At 53.1% G+C, this 19331-nt stretch carries 16 protein-coding genes; 10 read left to right on the top strand and 6 right to left on the bottom strand.

The genetic code is table 11. The features are described from left to right. Nucleotides 1-383 precede the first annotated feature (383 nt). Nucleotides 384-971 (top strand): CIA30 family protein, encoded by a 588-nt coding sequence (locus AAGJ81_15280; GenBank protein ID MEM0967509.1) that lies wholly within the window; start codon nucleotides 384-386, stop codon nucleotides 969-971. Here the strand turns inward: AAGJ81_15280 and AAGJ81_15275 are convergent. Both AAGJ81_15275 and AAGJ81_15270 read right to left on the bottom strand, forming a co-directional pair. Then, complete coding sequence (locus AAGJ81_15275; protein MEM0967508.1) at nucleotides 968-2929, bottom strand: monovalent cation:proton antiporter-2 (CPA2) family protein; 1962 nt, start codon at nucleotides 2927-2929, stop codon at nucleotides 968-970. The two genes, AAGJ81_15280 and AAGJ81_15275, sit on opposite strands and share 4 nt — an antisense overlap. A 3-nt stretch (nucleotides 2930-2932) precedes the next feature. Further along, a complete protein-coding gene (locus AAGJ81_15270; protein MEM0967507.1) occupies nucleotides 2933-3457 on the bottom strand; it encodes an NAD(P)H-dependent oxidoreductase in 525 nt (174 codons plus the stop codon). 513 nt (nucleotides 3458-3970) lie between these two features. Between AAGJ81_15270 and AAGJ81_15265 the strand changes: the two genes are divergently transcribed. Genes AAGJ81_15265 through AAGJ81_15255 form a run of 3 tightly spaced genes read left to right on the top strand, consistent with a single transcriptional unit; the run spans nucleotide 3971 to nucleotide 8402 of the window. Further along, complete coding sequence (locus AAGJ81_15265) at nucleotides 3971-4687, top strand: ABC transporter ATP-binding protein (GenBank protein MEM0967506.1); 717 nt, start codon at nucleotides 3971-3973, stop codon at nucleotides 4685-4687. Then, nucleotides 4684-7266: an FtsX-like permease family protein gene (locus AAGJ81_15260; protein ID MEM0967505.1), complete on the top strand. Its 2583-nt coding sequence runs from the start codon at nucleotides 4684-4686 to the stop codon at nucleotides 7264-7266. The genes AAGJ81_15265 and AAGJ81_15260 overlap by 4 nt, the downstream gene beginning before the upstream one ends. Next, a complete protein-coding gene (locus AAGJ81_15255; GenBank protein MEM0967504.1) occupies nucleotides 7263-8402 on the top strand; it encodes a lipocalin-like domain-containing protein in 1140 nt (379 codons plus the stop codon). The genes AAGJ81_15260 and AAGJ81_15255 overlap by 4 nt, the downstream gene beginning before the upstream one ends. Nucleotides 8403-8794: 392 nt before the next feature. On the opposite strand, the gene AAGJ81_15250 is transcribed toward AAGJ81_15255, so the two are convergent. From AAGJ81_15250 to AAGJ81_15240, 3 genes are read right to left on the bottom strand one after another with little or no spacing between them, the layout of a single operon-like run. Further along, nucleotides 8795-9415: a YceI family protein gene (locus AAGJ81_15250; protein ID MEM0967503.1), complete on the bottom strand. Its 621-nt coding sequence runs from the start codon at nucleotides 9413-9415 to the stop codon at nucleotides 8795-8797. 36 nt (nucleotides 9416-9451) lie between these two features. After that, nucleotides 9452-9715: a hypothetical protein gene (locus AAGJ81_15245; GenBank protein ID MEM0967502.1), complete on the bottom strand. Its 264-nt coding sequence runs from the start codon at nucleotides 9713-9715 to the stop codon at nucleotides 9452-9454. 29 nt (nucleotides 9716-9744) lie between these two features. Further along, nucleotides 9745-10374 (bottom strand): NAD(P)H-dependent oxidoreductase, encoded by a 630-nt coding sequence (locus tag AAGJ81_15240; GenBank protein MEM0967501.1) that lies wholly within the window; start codon nucleotides 10372-10374, stop codon nucleotides 9745-9747. Between the two features lie 185 nt (nucleotides 10375-10559). Here AAGJ81_15240 and AAGJ81_15235 point away from each other — a divergent pair, with 185 nt between their 5' ends. From AAGJ81_15235 to AAGJ81_15210, 6 genes are all read left to right on the top strand, one after another. Beyond that, nucleotides 10560-11996 carry a sigma 54-interacting transcriptional regulator gene (locus AAGJ81_15235; protein ID MEM0967500.1) on the top strand — a complete coding sequence of 479 codons (1437 nt, stop codon included), beginning with the start codon at nucleotides 10560-10562 and terminating at the stop codon, nucleotides 11994-11996. A 232-nt stretch (nucleotides 11997-12228) separates the two neighbouring features. Further along, nucleotides 12229-13632 (top strand): glucuronate isomerase, encoded by a 1404-nt coding sequence (gene uxaC, locus AAGJ81_15230; GenBank protein MEM0967499.1) that lies wholly within the window; start codon nucleotides 12229-12231, stop codon nucleotides 13630-13632. 194 nt (nucleotides 13633-13826) lie between these two features. Next, complete coding sequence (locus AAGJ81_15225; protein MEM0967498.1) at nucleotides 13827-14288, top strand: transposase; 462 nt, start codon at nucleotides 13827-13829, stop codon at nucleotides 14286-14288. A gap of 177 nt (nucleotides 14289-14465) precedes the next feature. Then, nucleotides 14466-16097, top strand: a complete 1632-nt coding sequence (locus AAGJ81_15220; GenBank protein ID MEM0967497.1) for a hypothetical protein — start codon at nucleotides 14466-14468, stop codon at nucleotides 16095-16097. Between the two features lie 482 nt (nucleotides 16098-16579). Beyond that, on the top strand, nucleotides 16580-16804 hold the full coding sequence (locus AAGJ81_15215) for a hypothetical protein (GenBank protein MEM0967496.1): 225 nt from the start codon (nucleotides 16580-16582) through the stop codon (nucleotides 16802-16804). A gap of 15 nt (nucleotides 16805-16819) precedes the next feature. Next, nucleotides 16820-17188 carry a DUF1318 domain-containing protein gene (locus AAGJ81_15210; protein ID MEM0967495.1) on the top strand — a complete coding sequence of 123 codons (369 nt, stop codon included), beginning with the start codon at nucleotides 16820-16822 and terminating at the stop codon, nucleotides 17186-17188. Nucleotides 17189-17672: 484 nt separating this feature from the next. Here the strand turns inward: AAGJ81_15210 and AAGJ81_15205 are convergent, their stop codons facing one another. Next, entirely contained in the window at nucleotides 17673-18806 is a 1134-nt protein-coding gene (locus AAGJ81_15205; GenBank protein ID MEM0967494.1) for a DUF481 domain-containing protein, read from the bottom strand. Between the last annotated feature and the right edge of the window lie 525 nt (nucleotides 18807-19331).

Genomic DNA, 19331 nt, shown 5'->3' with positions numbered 1-19331 from the left:
GCCGCCGGCCCCCTGGCTGCCCCGAACTCTTTCAGTCCGAAGCGACTTTTTCCAGTCCTTCCTCCGACGAATGAAAGATATCCATTCTCGGAAGAACTGTAAAAACTGACTCATGAGGTTTATCCTACAAGTCCGCGGTCCATAGTAGTGGTCTTGAGGAGCGCGGACTTTAGTCCGCCCCATTGGAGTGGTGTGGTTTCCGTATTACCCCGTGGATCCAATTGCCCCCCCTCCAAATGGCCTCTCAAGGGTGACAGCCTCGAAGCTGACAAAGCCCCCTGCTTACCCCTTGTCCGATCATCCAAATCCAGCGGACGAGATCGTCCGCCAAAGGCAGTATCCACCGAATTTGACCGCGAGGAAAAAGGACGTTTTCTCTCCTCATGATCCGCAGCGAAAACCCTATCCTCTCCAAACTCTTCCTGTTTTCTAGTATTTTCATAGGGTGCACCCTTGCCCATGCTTCCGAGGAGAAAATGATCACGCTCTTCTCCTTTACTCCCGAAACTGACGACGCCGTTTGGACGTCGAACAACGACGGAGTGATGGGAGGAATCTCAACCGGTTCCGCGCGCATGGTTGCTGACGGTATGGAATTTTCTGGGGAGCTTTCGCTGGAAAACAGCGGCGGGTTCGCTTCGGTATACCAGCCAGTCTCTCTTGATCTTTCCGATTTTGAAGGCATCCGCATTCGCGTCCTCGGGGACGGGCGAACTTATCAACTTCGTTTGGAAAGCGACGCTCTTTATCGCGACCGATGGCCAGTCACCTTCGGTGCTGAATTTCCAACCACCGCAGGAGAGTGGACAGAAGCCTTCATCCCCTTTGCTGAACTACGGCAAAGCTGGCGTGGGCGCTCGTTGGAGGGCTACACCTTCAATCCAGCCGACCTTCGCCGCATGGCCATCATGCTTGCCGACAAGAAACCAGGTCCTTTCTCATTGAAAGTAGACAGGATCGAAGCCAACTAGTCTTCGCGCGCTGGTCCAACGCTGGAATCCTTCTTCGGCACGATCGAGCTATACTCATTTGCAGAAACATCTTTTCTCAGCTGCTCGGAGTCCCACCCGTGGTCCTCAGTCGGAAGCCCAGTCTTATCCGCCTCAAACTCTACTTCGAGTTCCTCCATCCGACTCCTCATCCGACGAACCAATTGACTTTCCTCGCCTGATAATTCTGCCACCTCAAAAACCGCATCTTCGTCATGCTTCATAAACCGTTTGATGATCCTAGAAGCCGCATGGGCCCGATATCCGAGCTTGTGGAGTGCACGTTCGGTGAGAGTGAGTGCACTCCCTACGTGTTGGTGAATGGTAGATACTCCCGCATTGACCATCTCAAACTGATGCTGCCGGGATAGAGAGCGAACCATCACTTCGAGCCGAGGGAAGTGCTTCTTGACGGTTTCCAGCAACTTCTCAATCTGCCTTTCATCGTCGATCGCGATGATCAGGAGCTTTGCCTTACCCGCTCCTGCAACGTGGAGGAGATCATGTCGCGAGACATCTCCATAGAACGTTTTCATCCCAAACTTCCGTAAGAACTCGACGTGATCCGCGTCCGAGTCGATCACAGTGACCGGGATTTTTTGGGCCATGAGTGCGCGGGCGACAAAGTTCCCAAATCGACCCACGCCTGCGAGGATCACCGGTGCGTCTTCTTCCATCGGATCGGGATCCTTTCCGTCGGTCACTCGTGTCCCAATGCGTTCTCGAAGGAATTTCTCCTCGAAAATCATAATCAAAGGAGTCAACGCCATAGACAGGGCGACTGAAGCCACTAGAAGCTGGACCGTCTCCTGCTCCAGGACACCTGCGGTCAACGCGAACCCGAGAAGGACAAAAGCAAACTCGCTTCCCTGAGCGAGCGAAAGTGAGAAGATCATTCGCTGATCGAGAACCAATCGAGCGACGCTCCCCAAACCAAAGACCACCGCTGCCTTAACGACCACGATTCCGATGACCACGCCAGCGACCATTATCGGCCTTTCCGCAATCAACGAAAAGTCAATCGATGCACCCACCGCAATAAAGAAGACACCCAGAAGAAGGCCCTTGAACGGTTCGATATCAGCCTCCAGCTCATGCCGGTATTCGCTTTCCGCGAGAACCACACCAGCCAAGAAAGTCCCCAACGCTGCCGAAACACCGACGCTCGTCATCAGCATGGCGATTCCGATCACCAATACCAGCGCAAGAGCAACGAAAGCCTCTCTCACACCCGTTTTCGCTACCGACCGCAAGATGGGCCTCATCAGGTAACGCCCTGCGAGGATGATGATGGCAATCGCCCCAAGAACGAAAAGGGTATTCACCCAACCGGGCTGTTGAGTCAGCCATGCATGGATCGCACTGGGGTCATCGTGCTCTGCTCCGTGCCCATTGCTTCCCCCGCCGGTCACGACTTCCAGCGTCGCTAACATGGGAAGAATCGCCAGCATCGGAATCACCGCGATATCCTGCGAAAGCAGAACGGCAAAAGCGCTCCGGCCCGCTGAACTATCCTGAAGATTTTTCTCCTCAAGATATTGGAGAACAATCGCTGTTGACGAGAGTGCCAGCGCCATTCCAACCGCAAGTGCCATTTGCCAATCGAGGCCGAGAACCATCGCGATCCCCATTATCACCATCGAGGTACAAACCACCTGCCCACCGCCCAAGCCAACGATCGGCCCTTTGAGTTTCCAGAGGAGTGAAGGTTGTAACTCCAGGCCTACTAGAAAGAGCATCATGACGACTCCGAATTCTGCAAAGTGCATCACTTTCTGACCCTCAGCGCCGACAAAACCCAAACAAAAGGGACCGATGACCACTCCCGCAATCAAGTAGCCAAGGACAGAGCTCAGCCCGAGTGCCCGAAAGAGCCAAACACTCACAACCGCCGCCAGAAGGTAGACGAAAATGCTAACGATCAATTGTCCTTCGTCCATTGGTTACTCCTTCAAAAGCCAGTCTTCGAAATCGGCAGCGACAGTTTTCATCTCGTCTTCCGTCATCTGGAGGGCGCCGTGGACAAAAAATGAGTCCCCTACCTCCATCCCGCACAGTCCCAGCGTGGAGAAGATCGGACAGAGAAACTCTTGCATCGTAAATCCATTGTGACCCTCTTTTGAGTAGGAGTCGGCAGAACCTCCGGTCGTCACCGCCAATCGCCCCTTTTTCCCAACAAGCGCATTGGCACCTTTCCCATAGGCCCAACCATATTGTAGGACCAGATCGAACCACTCTTTGAGCAACGAAGGACTGGAATACCAGAAAAAAGGAAACTGAAAGACGATCGAAGAGTGCTTAGTCATAAGAGCCTGCTCTCGCTCCACATCAATCATATGGTCCGGGTAGAGTTCATAAAGGTCATTCACCTCGACATCCCCCAAACCCTGAGCCCGTTCAAGAAGCACACGGTTCACCCTCGATTTCTCCAGCATCGGATGAATCAAATGAAGTAAAACTTCTGCCATTTCCCTGAAGGCTGAAGCCTAACGGGTAAAACGCGAGACATTGAAGATAGAAAATAAAGCACCAGCCGTTCGGGAGGGACGAGTTCTGTCTCGTACGTTAGCAACTAAAAGATCCTCCTACGATTTCGAAAGCGATAGCGATTTGGATTTCGATTTTCGGTCCTCCGCTTTCGTATCGCCGAGTGCCGAATACCAAATGCGTTTTTTAGACCACTAACCCCGGTTCAAAAAACCGAGGCCACATAACCTCGATGCTGTGCTTCGGAGGAGGGGTTCTGAATCACCATAGGTCATGAACAAAGAAGCTCCCCTCATCAAGTATGAGGAGGGGTGGCGCCCCTCAGGGCGACGGGGTGGTGCTAAGCGGTCGGTCCAGCATGAGACTGCCAGTCTTAACTGTCACATAGTCCCGCTCAAGCAGCCTACCCTTTTCGAGCCTCCTCTAAATCCATCACCCATTCCCTGAACTCAATTTGCGTTCATACCTTTACGGAGTCTTACTTCATCTTTTTCATGACGTCTCCACGAGCCACTCGCGCGCCCACCCATAACGCCCGACCCAAATCTGCCCTCAAGGTCGCGGGTTTGCGGAAGTCTTATGGTTCTGTCGAAGTGCTCCACGGAGTCGATCTTACCGTCGACGTTGGGGAGCGGGTCGCCCTGATGGGCCGGAGTGGAAGCGGGAAGTCGACCCTACTCAACTGCATCTGCGGGATTGAACCCTTTGACGCAGGCGAAATTCTCGTCGGTGAGCGAGCAATCCATGGGCTTTCCTCCTCAGAGCTGGAAGCCCTCCGCCGCGACCGGATCGGCTACGTCTTCCAGAGCTTCCACCTCCTTCCCACCCTCTCAGCTCTGGAGAACGTCGAGTTCCCGGGTCTCCTTGCGGGAATACCATCAGGCGACCGTCTTTCTCGTGCACGCGAGCTTCTCGATCTCGTCGGGATGGCCCACCGCGAAAATCATAAACCGAGTGCCCTAAGTGGCGGGGAAAGACAACGAGTTGCTCTCGCTCGAGCGGTCATGAACCGACCCCGCCTGATTCTTGCCGACGAGCCGACAGGGAGTCTCGATTCGGCAAGCGGCGAACTCGTCCTGGATCTGCTCGAAAGAATTTCCACTGAAGAGGAGATCGCCGTCCTTCTTGTGACCCACGACCGGAGCACGGTAAGGATCTGTAATCGAATTGTCCGGATGCAGGATGGTCGTATTCTGCGTGAGGAAGCATGAGCGGAAGTGATCGGCGAATTGCCTGGACTCTTCTGCGAAAGTCCACGCTGCGACACTGGGTAGAATCCAAGTGGAGTTACTTATTGATTCTCGCCATAGTCGCGATTGGCGTCGGTTCTTTGAATGGCATTCGACAAGCGAGCCGGGCAGCCTCGGCAAACTTTGGACTCTTCAATGAGGCAGTCTCCGGACGAAGCGAGTTCCTGATCGAGGCACCTGTGGGGCCATTACAGGATCACCACCTGTTCGGACTGTCCGAACTAGGTTCTTCCGTCGACTGGCACTTGTTTCCCATTACTGAAGGACCACTCACCCAGCTCGATGAAGCCCTCGCGCCGAAGCGCCAGCTCCGCCTCATCGGACTGGACCTCGTATCGGTAGCCAACCTGCCCCGCTTCATCGACGGCGACTTTTCCATCGGGAACGACCAGAGTGAGTGGTATGACTGGCTCGGTTCCCCAGATCAGGTCTGGGTGAGCACCACCTTTTTAGCAGAGTCCGGCCTCTCCGAGGGAGACACTTTCAAGGCTTCCGTGGCTGGGCGGGTACACGACCTGAGAATTGCTGGATCTCTCGGTAACGATGAAGCTCTGGTTCCCGAGGATCTGGTGATCGTTGACCTCCCCGCAGCCCAATCGATGCTCGCCCGGGAAGGCGAGATCGACCGAGTCGAAGTGATCCTGAATGACCGTTCTGAAGCCGCGGATCCCGACTATCTGGCCCAAATCGAAGTAAGGGTGAAAGAAGGACTACCAGAAGGCTTAGTCCTTCGGGCTGCTGCCGAGCGGGCTGCCGACCGAGCCGATATGACCGCAGCCTTTCGCCTCAATCTTATGATTCTTTCGCTCATCGCGATGTTGGTCGGTGCCTACCTGATACTCCAGGCTCTGGATGCCGCCGTGGTGCGCAGGCGCAATGAGATCGCCACTCTGAAAAGTCTCGGCGTGAGTGCGCGGTCCATCCTCCTTTGTCTGCTCTTTGAAGCCGCCCTGATTGGTTTCATTGGCTCTGCAGCTGGAATCGGCGTAGGCCTTCTTCTGGCATCGGGTGCCGTCCACATTCTGGCCGATACGGTCAATGCCCTCTATTTCGCTACCTCAGTCGAATCGATTCAATTAAAAGCAAGAGACCTTTGGATCGGAGGAGGTATCGGTTTCTTCTTTAGCCTTCTTGCGGGTTGGTTACCGGCCCGAGATGCAATGGTGACACCACCCGCCCAGATCCTTTCCCGAGGAGACTGGTCACCGGGATTCAAGTGGTTGCGAAGCCCCACTTTCGGGATCCTTGCCCTGATTCTGGGGGCTCTCTGTCTGGTGATTCCCTCACCCGTTCTGGAAAGTGGGTCGCGCATGCCGATTGGGGGTTTCGTCGCAGCAGGATTCTGGATCTTTGGTGCGGCACTGCTTTCGGGTGAAATCCTTATCTTGATCAGCTGGGGACTTCGAAAATTGAATTTGGGTCCTGCGGCAAGACTTGCGATCAGCCGTCTCGCAGAAGGATCGAGTCGGCATCGGCTTGCCGTCGCGGGACTAGTGGTTGCCGTTGGAATGGTAACCGGAATGCTTCAAATGGTAGGGAGCTTCCGTGGGACGATTGAACGGTGGTTCGATGTTCGATTCCAAGCCGATCTGTACGTGTCCGAGCGAGGCTCAGGTGCTGCGTCGTCAGTCAATGGAATCGATAAAGCTATCCTAGAGCGACTAACGGATAACCGAGCTGTCAAATTCGCGGACACCCTCTACATCACCTACGTCGAGGCGCCTCGCGGCACAACCGTTTTGGCAGGGATTGATTTTGCGGCTTGGACGGGAGGGATGCAGCAAATCTGGCATACCGAACCAGGTAGGCTTAGAGCCGTCGACAATGCCCAAGCGGCTCTCGTAAGCGAGACCTTTGCGAGAAGGTTTGACCTTCTTGATGGAGGCTTTGTGGAGCTGCAGACTCCATCCGGTCCCAAGCGGATCAGCCCGATTGGAATCTACTCCGATTACGGCAACGAGTTTGGCGCAGCAGCGGTTGATATTCCCGTCTGGCAGGAATGGACTGGACTGGAAAGACCGATCAACACAAGCCTCTTTCTCGAAGATGGCGTTTCGGTCAACTCGTTACGGGATTCCTTACGACTCGACTTCCCAGGACTCGATATTCGAAACGCCCGTGAGTTGCGGGACGTGGCATTGGGGATCTTCGATCAGACCTTTCGAGTGACTTCGGCACTCAACGGGATCGGGATTACCATCGCGATGGCTGGACTCATCCTCGGTTTGCTCGCGATCTTTGCTGAATCCGGCACCACCTGGAACACTTTGAAAAAGCTTGGTTTTTCCACCCGGAACTTTGTAACCACGGCCGGTCTGGAGGGAGCGGGCATTGCGCTGAGCGCCTGGATCGGAGGCACGCTTGTCGGTCTAGCCCTTGGCTGGCTACTGATCCATGTCATCAATGTTGAGTCTTTCGGCTGGACCTTGATTTGGTCCCTCCCCTTCCAGTCAATTTTGGTCTTTGGCCTACTACTCGTCGGTGGAGGACTTGTCAGTGGCCTCGCCACCGGAGCTTGGTGGCACACACGATCCCGATGAAACTACCGTGCTTCATTCTTCTGGCCGCCTTCCCCTGTATTGTCGGAGCAAAATGGATACAGCCACCAGAGCTCACCGAATCCGGATACCCGGTTCCTCAACCCAACGTGACCCCCGAACTCCCACGGGCCCACGGTGCTCATTTTGGATACGGAATCGAGTGGTGGTATTGGGTGGGTCATCTCCAAACCGTCGACGGAACGGAAGAGTTCGGTTTCCAGTCAGTAGTCTTTCGACTTGAGGGTGCTGCCGGAAGATCGCGGTCTCAGGTGGAAACTGCTTTCGGGCGCCAGCAACTCTTTATGACGCATACAGCGTTGAGCAACTTAACCGACGGAACCTATCAGCACGCGGAACGACTCTACCGCCAGGGATGGCAGGCCCGCGCATCCGACGAAAAACTGGACTTACAGGTTGGTGGAGTCTCTGCCTTTATGCTCGACCAGTCGGAAAAGATGGAGAAGACCGTGGCGTTGGATGACGGGTCACGGTTGAACCTTACCTTCAAGCCGACTAAACCACTGATTGCGTTTGGGGAGCGTGGCCTGAGCCGCAAAGGTGCAGATCCGGCGGCAGTGAGTTGGTATTGGACGTATCCACGGTTAGAAATCACTGGTGAACTGGTGAGAAACGGAGAGTCAGTCGCGGTGGAAGGAACTGGCTGGCTTGACCACGAAATTTCCTCAAGCCAGTTGGGAAGTGATCTTGATGGATGGGATTGGACCGCTATCCAGCTCGACGATGGCACGGAGGTAAAAGCCTATCGATTGCGCAAAAAGGACGGAACCGCTGATCCGTGGTCAGCGATCTACTGGATTGATGAAGACGGAGAAACGGCTGTTCGCTACGCCGAGGATTTCGTTTGGCAGACAGTAAAGGAATGGACCAGCCCCGAGACGGGAATTACATACCCAACTGAAGTGACGATCGAGGCAGTTCATCCAAATACTGGCAAAACGATGACCTATCGGATCATTCCGCTTCTCGCGGAGCAAGAGTTCGTCGGCAACCGGGGCGACAACGCTTACTGGGAAGGGGCCTGTGCCGTTTTTGACCAACGGGGCAACGAGATCGGTCGAGCCTATCTGGAGCTGGCCGGATATGGCGGAGAGCTCGGCGGACTGCTTACGAAGTAGTTGTCATTGGAGAGGCGGCTCGTTGTGAGGCGCGTGTGCGTTCCCTTTTCCTTTTTCAATTTAAGGGAGCAAGGAAGGAAATCCCCCTTTTCAAAGAACAGAGGCCACCTAGGCTTGAAGTTCCGCGTCGGGTGAGGATCTTTAGGGCGCTTCGATAGCAATAACGATTTAGATTTTTGCGATCATGCTTTGTGTGAGGCGCGGTTGAATAACAATAACTCCCCTCTTCTTTTGCGAGGAGGGGTGGTCCGCCTTTTCGGGCCGGGGTGGTGCCTTCAGTGATCAAACCGCCTCCGACTAGTGAGGACTTTCTCAATCCGTAAAAAAACCCGAAGGAATCGCCCTTCGGGTTTTGAGGGGAAGGTGGTCCATCCCGTTAGTGGAATTGCCGCCTAACTCGCAGCGTAGCCAACCAGTGCAAAACTCACTTCCACATCTTCGGCAACCTTATCAGTTGCCTGACCCGGCTTCACTCCAAAATCGCTCCGGTTTATCTCAAAATTGGAGCGAATCACGAGAAGGTCTCCGTCCACATCGCCACCATTCCGGGCTTTCAGCTTTCCGGGAAGATAGGTAATCGTCAGTGGTGCAGTGATCTCTTGGCTCACCCCGTGAAAGGTGAATGTTCCCTTGATGTCAGCGGTAACCGTGTCGCCGTCCTTTTTGACGTTACTGACCGACCCAGCGTCGAAAGTGATTTCTTCATGCTCGCCGCTGTTGATCCAACCTTCGCTATGAAGGTGCTCCAGCATAACCGGATTGGGGACTACGATCGACGTTGCATCGACCACTATAGTGCCGCTCATTGCTTCTGGATTTGCGGGGTCATAGTCGACCGTGCCGGTAACTCCGTTGGTCGTGCCGCTTATGGTTTCAAGCGGTGCATCGAGAGTGAAGCTGATCGTGTTGACCCCCTTCGGATCCTCGAAGTTAAACGCCTGGGCAGCGCTTAGAGAACTCTGGAGAGCGATAGCGGTCAAGGAGATGACTGTGGCTTTGATGGTGTTTTTCATGATGTTTTTGTTGGTGTTTATAGATGGCGGGGAAACCTAAACCGATTTCCTCGACTGGATGAATTGAACAACGAAAGTAATCGCGGCGATCACAACGGCGACTGCGATCCCACCTCCGAGAAAGTCGATGCCGGCAACGAAGCCGTCATCGTAGGTAGTATATTCGATACCGGTGATTTCATCGACCCCGGTGATGGGAATCTTGGTTTGCGTCCAACCTGTGTGGAAGCCCCCAAGACCCCAAACGACAAGAGTGGCAATTCCGACTAAGGCGGATAAAGAGTAGAAAAACTTTTTCATAAAACGGCTTCGAGGAAAGTGAGCTAGTCTCAGGCGCTTATTTGTTCGGCAAAAGTATGGACCGCTTCGAGTCCTTTCGCAAACGAGGCAGCCTTTGCCTCTGGCTCTCCCATCGTCGCTTCGCTGTAGGCAACAGAGATGCTCTGAATCCCCCAGAAGCCAAGGATGGCCCGCAGGTAGGGTTCCTGGTGATCGTAGACCTCAGCTCCGCTCCCTTTGCTATAACTTCCGCCTCGACTAAGGGCGAGCAGAGTGGGTTTGTCTTCCAGAAGACCCGAGTAGCCCGATTCCGTCACTGTGAAGAGATAACCGTACTGCGTGACGACATCAATAAACTGCTTCACCACATAGGGAGAGCCGAAGTTCCACATCGGGACGCTCCACAAAATTGCATCCGCACTCTTGATCCGTGCGATCAGGTTCTCCGCTTGGCTCCAGATTACCCGGTCCCCGTTGGCCAGGTCATCTCCACTCGCCGCCTTCTCCTTCGCGCTGAGAAACCGCTCATCCACGGCGGGAATATTCTCCTCCCAGAGATTGAGCGTATCGATTTCAAAAGACTTTCCCGTTGACTCCAGCTTTTCGAAGAATGCTTGGGCAAGTTGGTGAGAATGAGAACCCTCGATACGAGGAGAAGCGTGGATGTGTAGGATATTCATCAGTCGTTTAGATTTTTGTCTCCTCTTTGCGTATTCTGTGCCAATTTCTTTAGTCATTGATATTCAATATTCTATGAATTTTTAGGAATCTTCACACCGCGTTTTATCACTGATATTTCGGTTTAAATTGATTTTTCGGTTTGTTTTTCACCGAAATTTCGGTTTTTCATCGAGAGTTCTAACCCATGCCACCCCGGAAAAAGACCGTCTCACCAATATCCAGCCAGCAGTTTGAGGAAGTCCTCCTCGCTGCTGTCCACAGCATCGAAGAGCTTATCGTCGTCACCAACTTTCAGGATCGCCTTCTTTTTGCAAACCGGGCCTTTGAGGTCATGACTGGCTTCCGAGCCGCCGACCTAATGGGAGAGGTGCTCTACCGCCACCTCTTACCGGAGGAGGAGTGGAGTCGAATGGAATCCCGCAATGCAGAAAGACAGGAAGGGTTGAGCGACTGGTATGAATTGGAAATCATCTGCAAAGACGGCAGCCGCCGCGCCGTGCTGGGTAGAGGCATGCCCCTGTTGGATCGAGACGGAGTTCCCATCGGGACGGTTGGAGTCATGACAGACCGAGACCAGCTCTCTCGACTCGAAAGCGTCCGGGACTATTTGGAAGAGGAGTTTCGCGCGGATTACCAGCCCGATGCGATTGTCGGCGGGAGTGAGAACTTAAAACAGCTTCTCCAACAAGCTCGCAAAGTTGCCCCGGGAGACACGACCGTACTGATTGAAGGTGAAAGCGGAACCGGCAAGGAACTCGTTGCTCACGCGATTCACGATTGGAGCAAGCGAAAGAAAAAGACATTAATCAAAGTGAACTGCGCAGCGATCCCCAAAGAACTCTTCGAGAGCGAGTTTTTCGGACATAAAAAAGGCGCATTTACCGGGGCAACTGCAGATAAGATCGGGCGCTTCGAATTAGCCCACGAAGGGACCTTGTTTCTGGATGAGGTCGGCGAGCTTCCTCTTGAACAGCAGGGAAAGCTTTTGAGGGCTTTGCAGGATGGAGAGATTCAACGGGTGGGTGAGACCATGCCTCGCAAAGTCGATGTGAGGCTGATCGCGGCAACGAACCGCGACCTCGCAGTCGAGGTCACCAAAAAGCAATTTCGCGAGGATCTCTTTTACCGCCTCAGTGTTTTCCCTCTCAGAATGCCTCCCCTGCGGGAACGTCCAGAAGATGTGCCTTCGCTCGCCGAACACTTCATTGGTCTATCGTGTCAGCGTTTGGGAAAGAAGCGTCTGGGGATCAAAGAAGAAGATGCACGACGCCTGATTGACTACCCATGGCCCGGTAATATCCGCGAACTTCAAAATGTCTTGGAACGCAGTGTTATCCTTTCCAAGGGAAGAACCCTAACCCTTCATCTGGGCGACAATGGTCGAACACGAGAAGCCGAACCGAAAAGGGAAAAAACAAATGAGCCCAAAAACCTCGAAGAACTCGAATCCTTCGAGAAGAAGATTGTTCTCAACGCGCTGACACGATCGGCCGGGAGAATCTACGGTGACCAAGGTGCTGCAAAAGCACTCGGTCTGAAACCAAGTACTCTCCAATCCCGCCTGAAGAAGTGGGGGATGCGGAAAGTGTACCGGGAATACAGGGACACTCGGGACGAATAGTGAACTCCCCCTCCCCGGTTCAGAGAACCGAGGCTACGTGGCCTCGGAGCTTGCCTGATATGATAGTTCACCCAGCGCAACTTGTCCAAAGGACGCGGAAATTCACTATCGCCATACCGATTGAACCAGAACCGGGTTTTATTTCCACTATTCTAGGCTTTTCACCGCTCAGCACCCTACCGATTTAGAGTTGGACGTTCGCTATCTGCCTCAGAAGACTCCACGCGTTACCATGGCTTACCTCGACCAGGACTTTCTTCTTTCCACAAAGACCGCAAGGGTTCTCTTCCATGAGATCGCCGCAAGACAACCGATCCTTGACTACCATTGCCATCTTTCCCCTGAAGACATTGCAAACAACGCAAGATTCACAAACCTCGCTGAAGTCTGGCTGGGTGAGGACCACTATAAGTGGCGAGCAATGCGGGCAGCCGGTGTCCCCGAACAACTGATCACCGGCGATGCAGATCCAAAGGACAAGTTTGACGCTTTTGCGGCAGCACTCCCCCACATGGTCCGCAACCCGCTTCACCACTGGACCCACCTCGAATTGCAAAGATACTTCGCAATTGATCAGGTTCTAAACCCTACGACGGCCGATGAGATTTGGGAAAGGGCGAACGCCCAGCTGGCTGACGAATCCTTTAACGTCCATGGAATCTGCGAAAAGTTTGCGATCCGCGCGATTGGGACAACCGATGATCCGCTCGACTCGCTCGAGCACCACCGTAGACATAACGAATCTTCATTTTCCACAAAGATCTATCCCACCTACCGGCCCGACAAGGCCCTGACGGTGGATCATCTTCCGTCTTGGAACATGTGGATCGATGCGCTGGAAGACCTTCATGGATCCTCCATTGATTCTGCGGAGACCCTTCTCGCTGCGCTGAGAGCCCGGCATGACTTTTTTCACGAGACCGGGTGCCGAATCAGTGACCACGGGATGGAGTTTTGCCCATTTGTTCCTTGTTCTGCAGAAGATGCTGAATCCGTCTTTATCCGTCTGAGGAAGGGTGAAAAACCATCGTCTCGTGAGAAAGAGCAGTGGATGACTTTCGTCCTCCAAAACGTTGGTCGCTGGAATGCCGCAAGGCGTTGGGTGATGCAGTTCCACATCGGTCCCCTTCGGAACACGAACACCGGAATGTTTCAAATACTCGGCCCCGATACAGGTTACGACTCTCTCAACGACGAGCCAGTCATCCGCAAACTGGCACTCTTCCTCGATAGTCTCGCTCAAACTGGCGAGCTCCCGAAATGCATCTTCTATCACCTCAATCAGGCGGCACTCCAACCTCTTGCAGTGCTCATGCAGAGTTTCCAGGACGGAGAGACTCCAGGGAAAATGCAGTTAGGATCTGGATGGTGGCACCTGGACACCCTCGATGGAATGCGCACCCAAATGGAGGTCCTTTCAAGCGTTGCCTTGCTCAGTGAGTTCGTCGGGATGCTGACCGACTCGCGCAGTTTTCTTAGCTTTCCAAGACACGAATACTTCCGCCGCCTCGTCTGCAGAATTGTCGGTGCCGACGTCGAGGCCGGACTCATTCCTGAAGATGCGGAACTACTCGAGAACTTGATCAGGGGAATTTGTTATGAGAATGCCGAAAGGTATTTTAACTTTCCGAGGTAGGGCGCAGGCTCTGGCAAGCCTCGTCTCCCGAAAATAGAACGGGGCCTCATTTTCTCTATGCCCGGCTTGCCGGCCCCGTGGTGAGCCTGCCGAACTGAGCCTGCGCCCTACCATTTTAAAATTACAGTCTGACCGTCAATTGAGGACCATGAAGGCTTGCCGGAGCCTCCGCCCTGCCGTTGACTCGAAAATTCATGACGGATCGGCCGCTCTCCTTTCTCCAACGGAAAAATCTGCCGCATACTGTTCCGCATTGGGTCTCGGGTCGACCCACCTATTTTATTACGATTTGCTGTAAAGATCGATCCAATGACGAGCTTTTACGAGCGGGACGTGCAGAGAAACTCGTAGAATCTGTAAAGTTCTATCAAGGGCGGCAAAAGTGGTGGAGTCACCTCTTCGTTGTCATGCCTGATCATGTGCACGGGCTTTTCGTGTTTTCAGAAGAAGTCCCTTTTACGAAAACCATTGCGGCTTGGAAGTCCTTCCATACCCACAACTCCAGAATAGCATGGCAAGATGGGTTCTTTGAACATCGCATCCGAGGTGCCGCAGAGTTTGGCGAAAAGTCGGCCTATATTCGACACAATCCAGTGAGGGCAAAATTGGTGACCGTGGTCGAGGAATGGCCGCATTTCTACGAAGGCCTGGATTGACCATGGTAGGGCGCGGGCTCTGGCAAGCCTCGTCTTCCAAAGATAGAACTGGGCCTTATTTCCCTTCTGCCCGGCTTGCCAGAGCCTGCGCCCTACCCTTTTAGAATTACAATCTGACCGCTAATTCAGGACCGTGGAGGCTTGCCGGAGCCTGCGCCCTACCGTTTTTTTGATTCGGTGAAGCTTTTCTTTCGCATACTATTTATCCTTCTAGCCGTCGTTGTCGCAACACTCTTCGCCGTTTTCCTTTTTCGGGTTAGTCTTACAGAGATCACTCTTCGTGTCGTGGGGATTCAGGATCCCGAAGTCGATCAGTTGAGTTTTCCCACCCCGCTCAGTCTTCTCGCAGAGGGAGTATCCGGAGAATTGGGAGGGTTTCGCATTTCGGCTGAGGAGATCAGGGCCGCTCTTTCCGGTTGGCAGGTCTTTGGTAAAGACTTGGATCTATCCGTAGTAAACGGAACCATTCTTCTTTCGGAAAAGTCTCCCTTTTCCGAAGCTCAGGATGTCGATGTGCCGGTAGAAGATAGCGAAACCCCAACTTCTGTTTCTGGTTTCCAGTTACCCGCGTTTGGACTCGTCATCGACAACCTACAAATTGTCAGCCCATTCAGCGACAACCCCTTGGCAACCTTATCCTTCACTTCTTCCTCCGGGATCGCAAAAGAGTTTGGGGGGCGGGGAGAGATACTATCCATCGCTTTCGAAATCCGCGGAAGCGGAAACAACGAAAGGCTTCAAGCTGATCTAGACTGGTCATCAGTCGCCTCCCCGAATTGGGACTCTCTCCAGTCCCAACTCGAACTCTGGAAGGTAGAAGCTCCACCTTTTTTTGGAGCGATCTGGGAAAACCTAAACGGACGAGCGACGATTGAGACAGACTCAAAAGATCTTGTATCCAAAATTGAATCGACATTTGTTCGCCTGGAAAAGGAGTGGGAAGCATTCGGTTTTTCTGCGGAGGACGGTATGCTAAAAGGGGAAATCAGTCAGAACTCAGAAGACTCACGAGTCTTTTTAGATGCGGAGGCTAAGACTTTCACTTGGAAACAAAGCGACATCTTCCTTACTGCCTTCGGTTTTTCCGGTTCGATGGAGATCGATCCCAAGAAAACTAGCTACTTCATCGCCAGCGATTCTGGCTCGGGAGTCATCAATGGAATTGAGATCGAACCATTCTCTTTCTCGGCCGATCTGTCTCAAGAGTCGGATGCACCATTTGCGGTGGAGGTCGGCGCGAGCTTAACTGCGTTTTCAGGTGAAATCGACGCAGACGTTTCGCTCCGATTTGCCGAAACGGTCGATATCGAGGCGAAAGCTGCCTTCCACAATCTCGATCTCCGGACACTCAACAACCACTTCGCGGTTTTCGATGGGACGGTAGACGCTCAGGTTCAGGGAGAGATCGCATTCAAGAGGGAATCCGGGTTCGTTACGGTCCTGCCCTCACTCATTGAAATGGTTCCCGACACGATCGGGAGGCTGAGCTTCACCCGAGCAGGATGGATGACGGGTGATCCGGAACTGGATCCTGTTAAAGTCGCTGAAGGACTCCGCATTGATCAACTCCTTAGCCGGGAAGATGGAACTCAGATTCTCGTAGAACTGGCCGCAAGGGATCTCACAGTGACTCTGCTCAGAATTTCTCTCTTTCAGGAAGACCTCGACGAACGCCAGGGCGAGATAAAACTCGAAGGTTACTCGATGGTAAAAGGAACGAGAATCCCCCTGGTTCTGACCATTCCCCTCCGCGGCCAACTGCAGGAGACCATTCGAATTCTCTTGCAGGCAGCAGAGATTATCGGGTGAGCGAGTCGAAACCCGGACCCAATCGAAGGAGATGGCAAAGTTGAAGGTTAAACGCACAACTTTGAATTCGGATTCATAGTCTTTTTTCTACTACCTTTTTGTATCAAAAAGTTAGTTACAAAGTAATATTCAAACGGTAGGGCGCAGGCTCTGGCAAGCCGGGCATTCCTAAAAAAACCCTCCAGTCTACATTTGAAAACCACCAATTCCAGAGGTCAGCGCGGCAAATGGATGTAGCCTCTTCCCCAAAGACCGATGACCCGCTAAGGCCGATGGTTGCCGATGATACCTAAGTCTTCCTCTGCGGACTTCGGCCCTTCGACACGCTCAGGGCGGTGAGCTTTGTCGAACCGCGAACTCAGTCGAGTCGCGGATACTTCTATGGGCACTTCGATTGACCTCCACTCTCTCTGCAAAACCTAATCTTCTGAATTCTCAAGAATTCATTCGCACCTCCACTCAGTCTCTCTATATTCCCCTTTATGAACTATCGGCAGGCTCTCGGAACCCTGGTTGCCCTTGCTGCCCTTTCCGTCCTTTCCGGTTGCCTCAACACGACCCACACCGTGGAGGCTGAGGTGCGGCCGATTCATGTTACCCTCGACATCAATCTTAAGGTAGAAAGAGAGCTGGATGATTTTTTTGGCGACTTGGATGAGCAGAACCAATTGCTCGAAGAGGAACCGCCATCCACCGATGCAAGCTAACCCCACGAAGGACTCATGAGAACCATTCGTATACTCTTCATTTTCTGCCTTCCTCTCTCACTTTTTTCGAGCGTCGATACCGTCGCCTTGAAAGAAAGATTCGCCGAACGCCTCCCCTCGATTGAGAAACTCTGGATGGAAGGGATGATCGGAGAGAATAATCAAGGCTATGTGACACCAAGGGAAAACCTTTCCCGAAAGAATAAGAAGCTTGTTGAGGCGGAAAACGCGGACCGAAAAATTGCTTACGAGCTCATAGCCGCTCGTTCCGATGTTCCGGCGATCAAAGTCGGCCAGCAACGAGCCGTCCAGATCGCCGAGCAGGCCGCTGACGGCCTATGGCTACAAAACGCCCAAGGGGAATGGTACCAGAAGGAGAGTTGATCAGTTCTAAGTTTCAAGGATCTTGAACCTGAACTCATAATCGTAATCGGTCGATGAGGATTACGAGTGCGATTATGATATCCCGGGGATAGGGGACAAACGTGGCCTCGGAACTCAGTTCCGGGGGTAGAGGCCTCTTCTTACAAATAGACCATCGTCTTGCTTCCATCCAGCGCGGCTTGTCGAAGACTACGCCCTACCGTGGCAGTCTTTATTCAGAGACTGGTTTTTGAAATTAGATCCAAATAATGGGGTGAGTCCCGATTCATCGGGACACTCCGCGCAAGTCCTGAAGCAGATCTCCGCTTTACTTTCAAACACCAAGTCTTTTCGGAGCCTGTTTCATTCTCTTACCAAGAGCACAATTCAATTCACCTCTCTTCGCGTCTCTGCGTCTCCGCGTGAGCCTGCTTATCTATCCTTGGTAAACAACATAACGCAGACTTTAGCTCACCTTCTGCTAGGTCGAGGGATAAACCCTCTCCTACAGATCCAACCCAAAACCGACCGATAAGGTCACATCATCCTTTTCGGGAGTGGTCCCGTCTTCCTGAGTTGTCGGCTCCTCGATTCGGTCAAACTGCAACATGATGAAGAGATCAAGAATCTCCGTCAGTTCGTAGTCCAAGGAGCCCACAAAGTGTTGGGTGAGAAGGCCGGAACGTTTGTTGGTCAGGACCAAACGGTAGAGGAGATTCAAATCCAAATCTTCGGTAAGATCCGTCTCGAAGACGGTTTGCAGAATTCCCGCTCCACTGCCGGTCCGGTTAGACTCTCCCGCCTGAACGGTCGAAAAACGGGTCTCACGGTAGGCGGGGCCGATTAGGATTTCCCAATCGGTCGGACCTGTTTCGAAGATCCGATAACCATACCCGGCCCCAATGGTGAATTGTGCTCCTATGTTTTGAAATGGATCCCGAAAATACTCCAGTCCCAGTGGACGGAGGTAAATTCGATCATCAAAGAAATAGTCGAATGTGCCGTTGGCTCGATGCGAGTTGGTCGTGGTGATCCCCGAAGTTTCGCTCGAGTTCCCCAAATACGAGAGGAGCACCCGAGTCGAGGACGATCGGCGTTCCACATTCAGGGTGGAGGTGAGTCGCGTCTCATCGGTGTTTCCGCGCTGAAAGTCCAGGCCTACCTTCCCGACAATGCTCCATCGGTCCCATTCCGACCGGGTATCTCGAGCTATGGCAATCACTTCACTTACCTTCGCCGAACTGCCATCGGCAGGATCCTTGGAAAGTGAAACTAATCCGTCTTTCACTGTGAGCCGGGTGGCGGTGACCGTCCTTCTGCCCAACCGGACTCCGGTGGGCTCCTGGAAATAAACCGCAGCGACATCCTCCCAGTCGATTTCCAGCAATCCAAGCACATCGCTGTCAAAGTCGACTGTGTCATCATACATGGAGCGAAACTCACCCTTCAGCCACTCTCCCGAGGTGAGTTCAATCCAGTCGAAATTTGGATCATTTTCTCCGTCGGACAACTCCAGTGGGATCGCGACGACTCCTACGGATACCGACAACCCGAAACCAACGAATAACGCTTTCCAACAAAAGGCTCCGTTTCGTTGAGAAGATCGACACACGACTCCATCGATGAACCACCACCGCATGGAGTCAAACGCCGATTCTCAGGCAGAGGCGCGGAGAGGGAGAAGAGGGAAGTTTGAAGGGTGAAACGGAGAAGGGTGAAGTTTGAACGGGAGCGAGATATGGGAGTTTCGGAAGACAGGAGGCAGGAGCGGTGTGCGATAGCGTGGCCTCGGAACTCACCTGGCATGAGCTTCGTCAAATGGGTTGCGGGGATTCGGGATGTTGAAAATCAAACCTCGATTTAGTTTCACCCTGCGCGACTTGTCACAGACTACGCCCCGCCCATAAGACCTAACTCAAGTTGGCCTTGTGAACGTAGATCCTCATGGTAGGGCGCAGCGTCTCGCAAGCCGGGCCTTTCGAAAATAAACCACTGTGATTATTTCATCCAGCCAGCTCTATTAGATAACGTAGGATATTTTTCGCACTTTTGATTTGGAGGTGCTCAGGAAGGTTCAGATAAGGAACCAAGACAATGAGCGAGAAAGAGACAGAAGAGGAAGCGAAGGCTTCTGGGAACGAGAAGATCATCCGGCTCGATGAGG

The organism is Verrucomicrobiota bacterium (genome assembly GCA_038744685.1).
Lineage (GTDB): Bacteria > Verrucomicrobiota > Verrucomicrobiia > Opitutales > Puniceicoccaceae > Puniceicoccus.
Note: the sequence above shows the minus strand (reverse complement) of the source record. Positions and strands in the feature narration are given on the sequence as shown.

Coding starts and splice junctions, on each gene's coding strand:
- AAGJ81_15215 (MEM0967496.1), top strand. CDS start 16,580: ATGAACTATCGGCAGGCTCTCGGAACCCTGGTTGCCCTTGCTGCCCTT.
- AAGJ81_15280 (MEM0967509.1), top strand. CDS start 384: ATGATCCGCAGCGAAAACCCTATCCTCTCCAAACTCTTCCTGTTTTCT.
- AAGJ81_15270 (MEM0967507.1), bottom strand. CDS start 3,457: ATGGCAGAAGTTTTACTTCATTTGATTCATCCGATGCTGGAGAAATCG.
- AAGJ81_15210 (MEM0967495.1), top strand. CDS start 16,820: ATGAGAACCATTCGTATACTCTTCATTTTCTGCCTTCCTCTCTCACTT.
- AAGJ81_15245 (MEM0967502.1), bottom strand. CDS start 9,715: ATGAAAAAGTTTTTCTACTCTTTATCCGCCTTAGTCGGAATTGCCACT.
- AAGJ81_15260 (MEM0967505.1), top strand. CDS start 4,684: ATGAGCGGAAGTGATCGGCGAATTGCCTGGACTCTTCTGCGAAAGTCC.
- AAGJ81_15205 (MEM0967494.1), bottom strand. CDS start 18,806: ATGCGGTGGTGGTTCATCGATGGAGTCGTGTGTCGATCTTCTCAACGA.
- AAGJ81_15240 (MEM0967501.1), bottom strand. CDS start 10,374: ATGAATATCCTACACATCCACGCTTCTCCTCGTATCGAGGGTTCTCAT.
- AAGJ81_15225 (MEM0967498.1), top strand. CDS start 13,827: ATGACGGATCGGCCGCTCTCCTTTCTCCAACGGAAAAATCTGCCGCAT.
- AAGJ81_15265 (MEM0967506.1), top strand. CDS start 3,971: ATGACGTCTCCACGAGCCACTCGCGCGCCCACCCATAACGCCCGACCC.
- AAGJ81_15235 (MEM0967500.1), top strand. CDS start 10,560: ATGCCACCCCGGAAAAAGACCGTCTCACCAATATCCAGCCAGCAGTTT.
- AAGJ81_15275 (MEM0967508.1), bottom strand. CDS start 2,929: ATGGACGAAGGACAATTGATCGTTAGCATTTTCGTCTACCTTCTGGCG.
- AAGJ81_15255 (MEM0967504.1), top strand. CDS start 7,263: ATGAAACTACCGTGCTTCATTCTTCTGGCCGCCTTCCCCTGTATTGTC.
- AAGJ81_15250 (MEM0967503.1), bottom strand. CDS start 9,415: ATGAAAAACACCATCAAAGCCACAGTCATCTCCTTGACCGCTATCGCT.
- uxaC (MEM0967499.1), top strand. CDS start 12,229: ATGGCTTACCTCGACCAGGACTTTCTTCTTTCCACAAAGACCGCAAGG.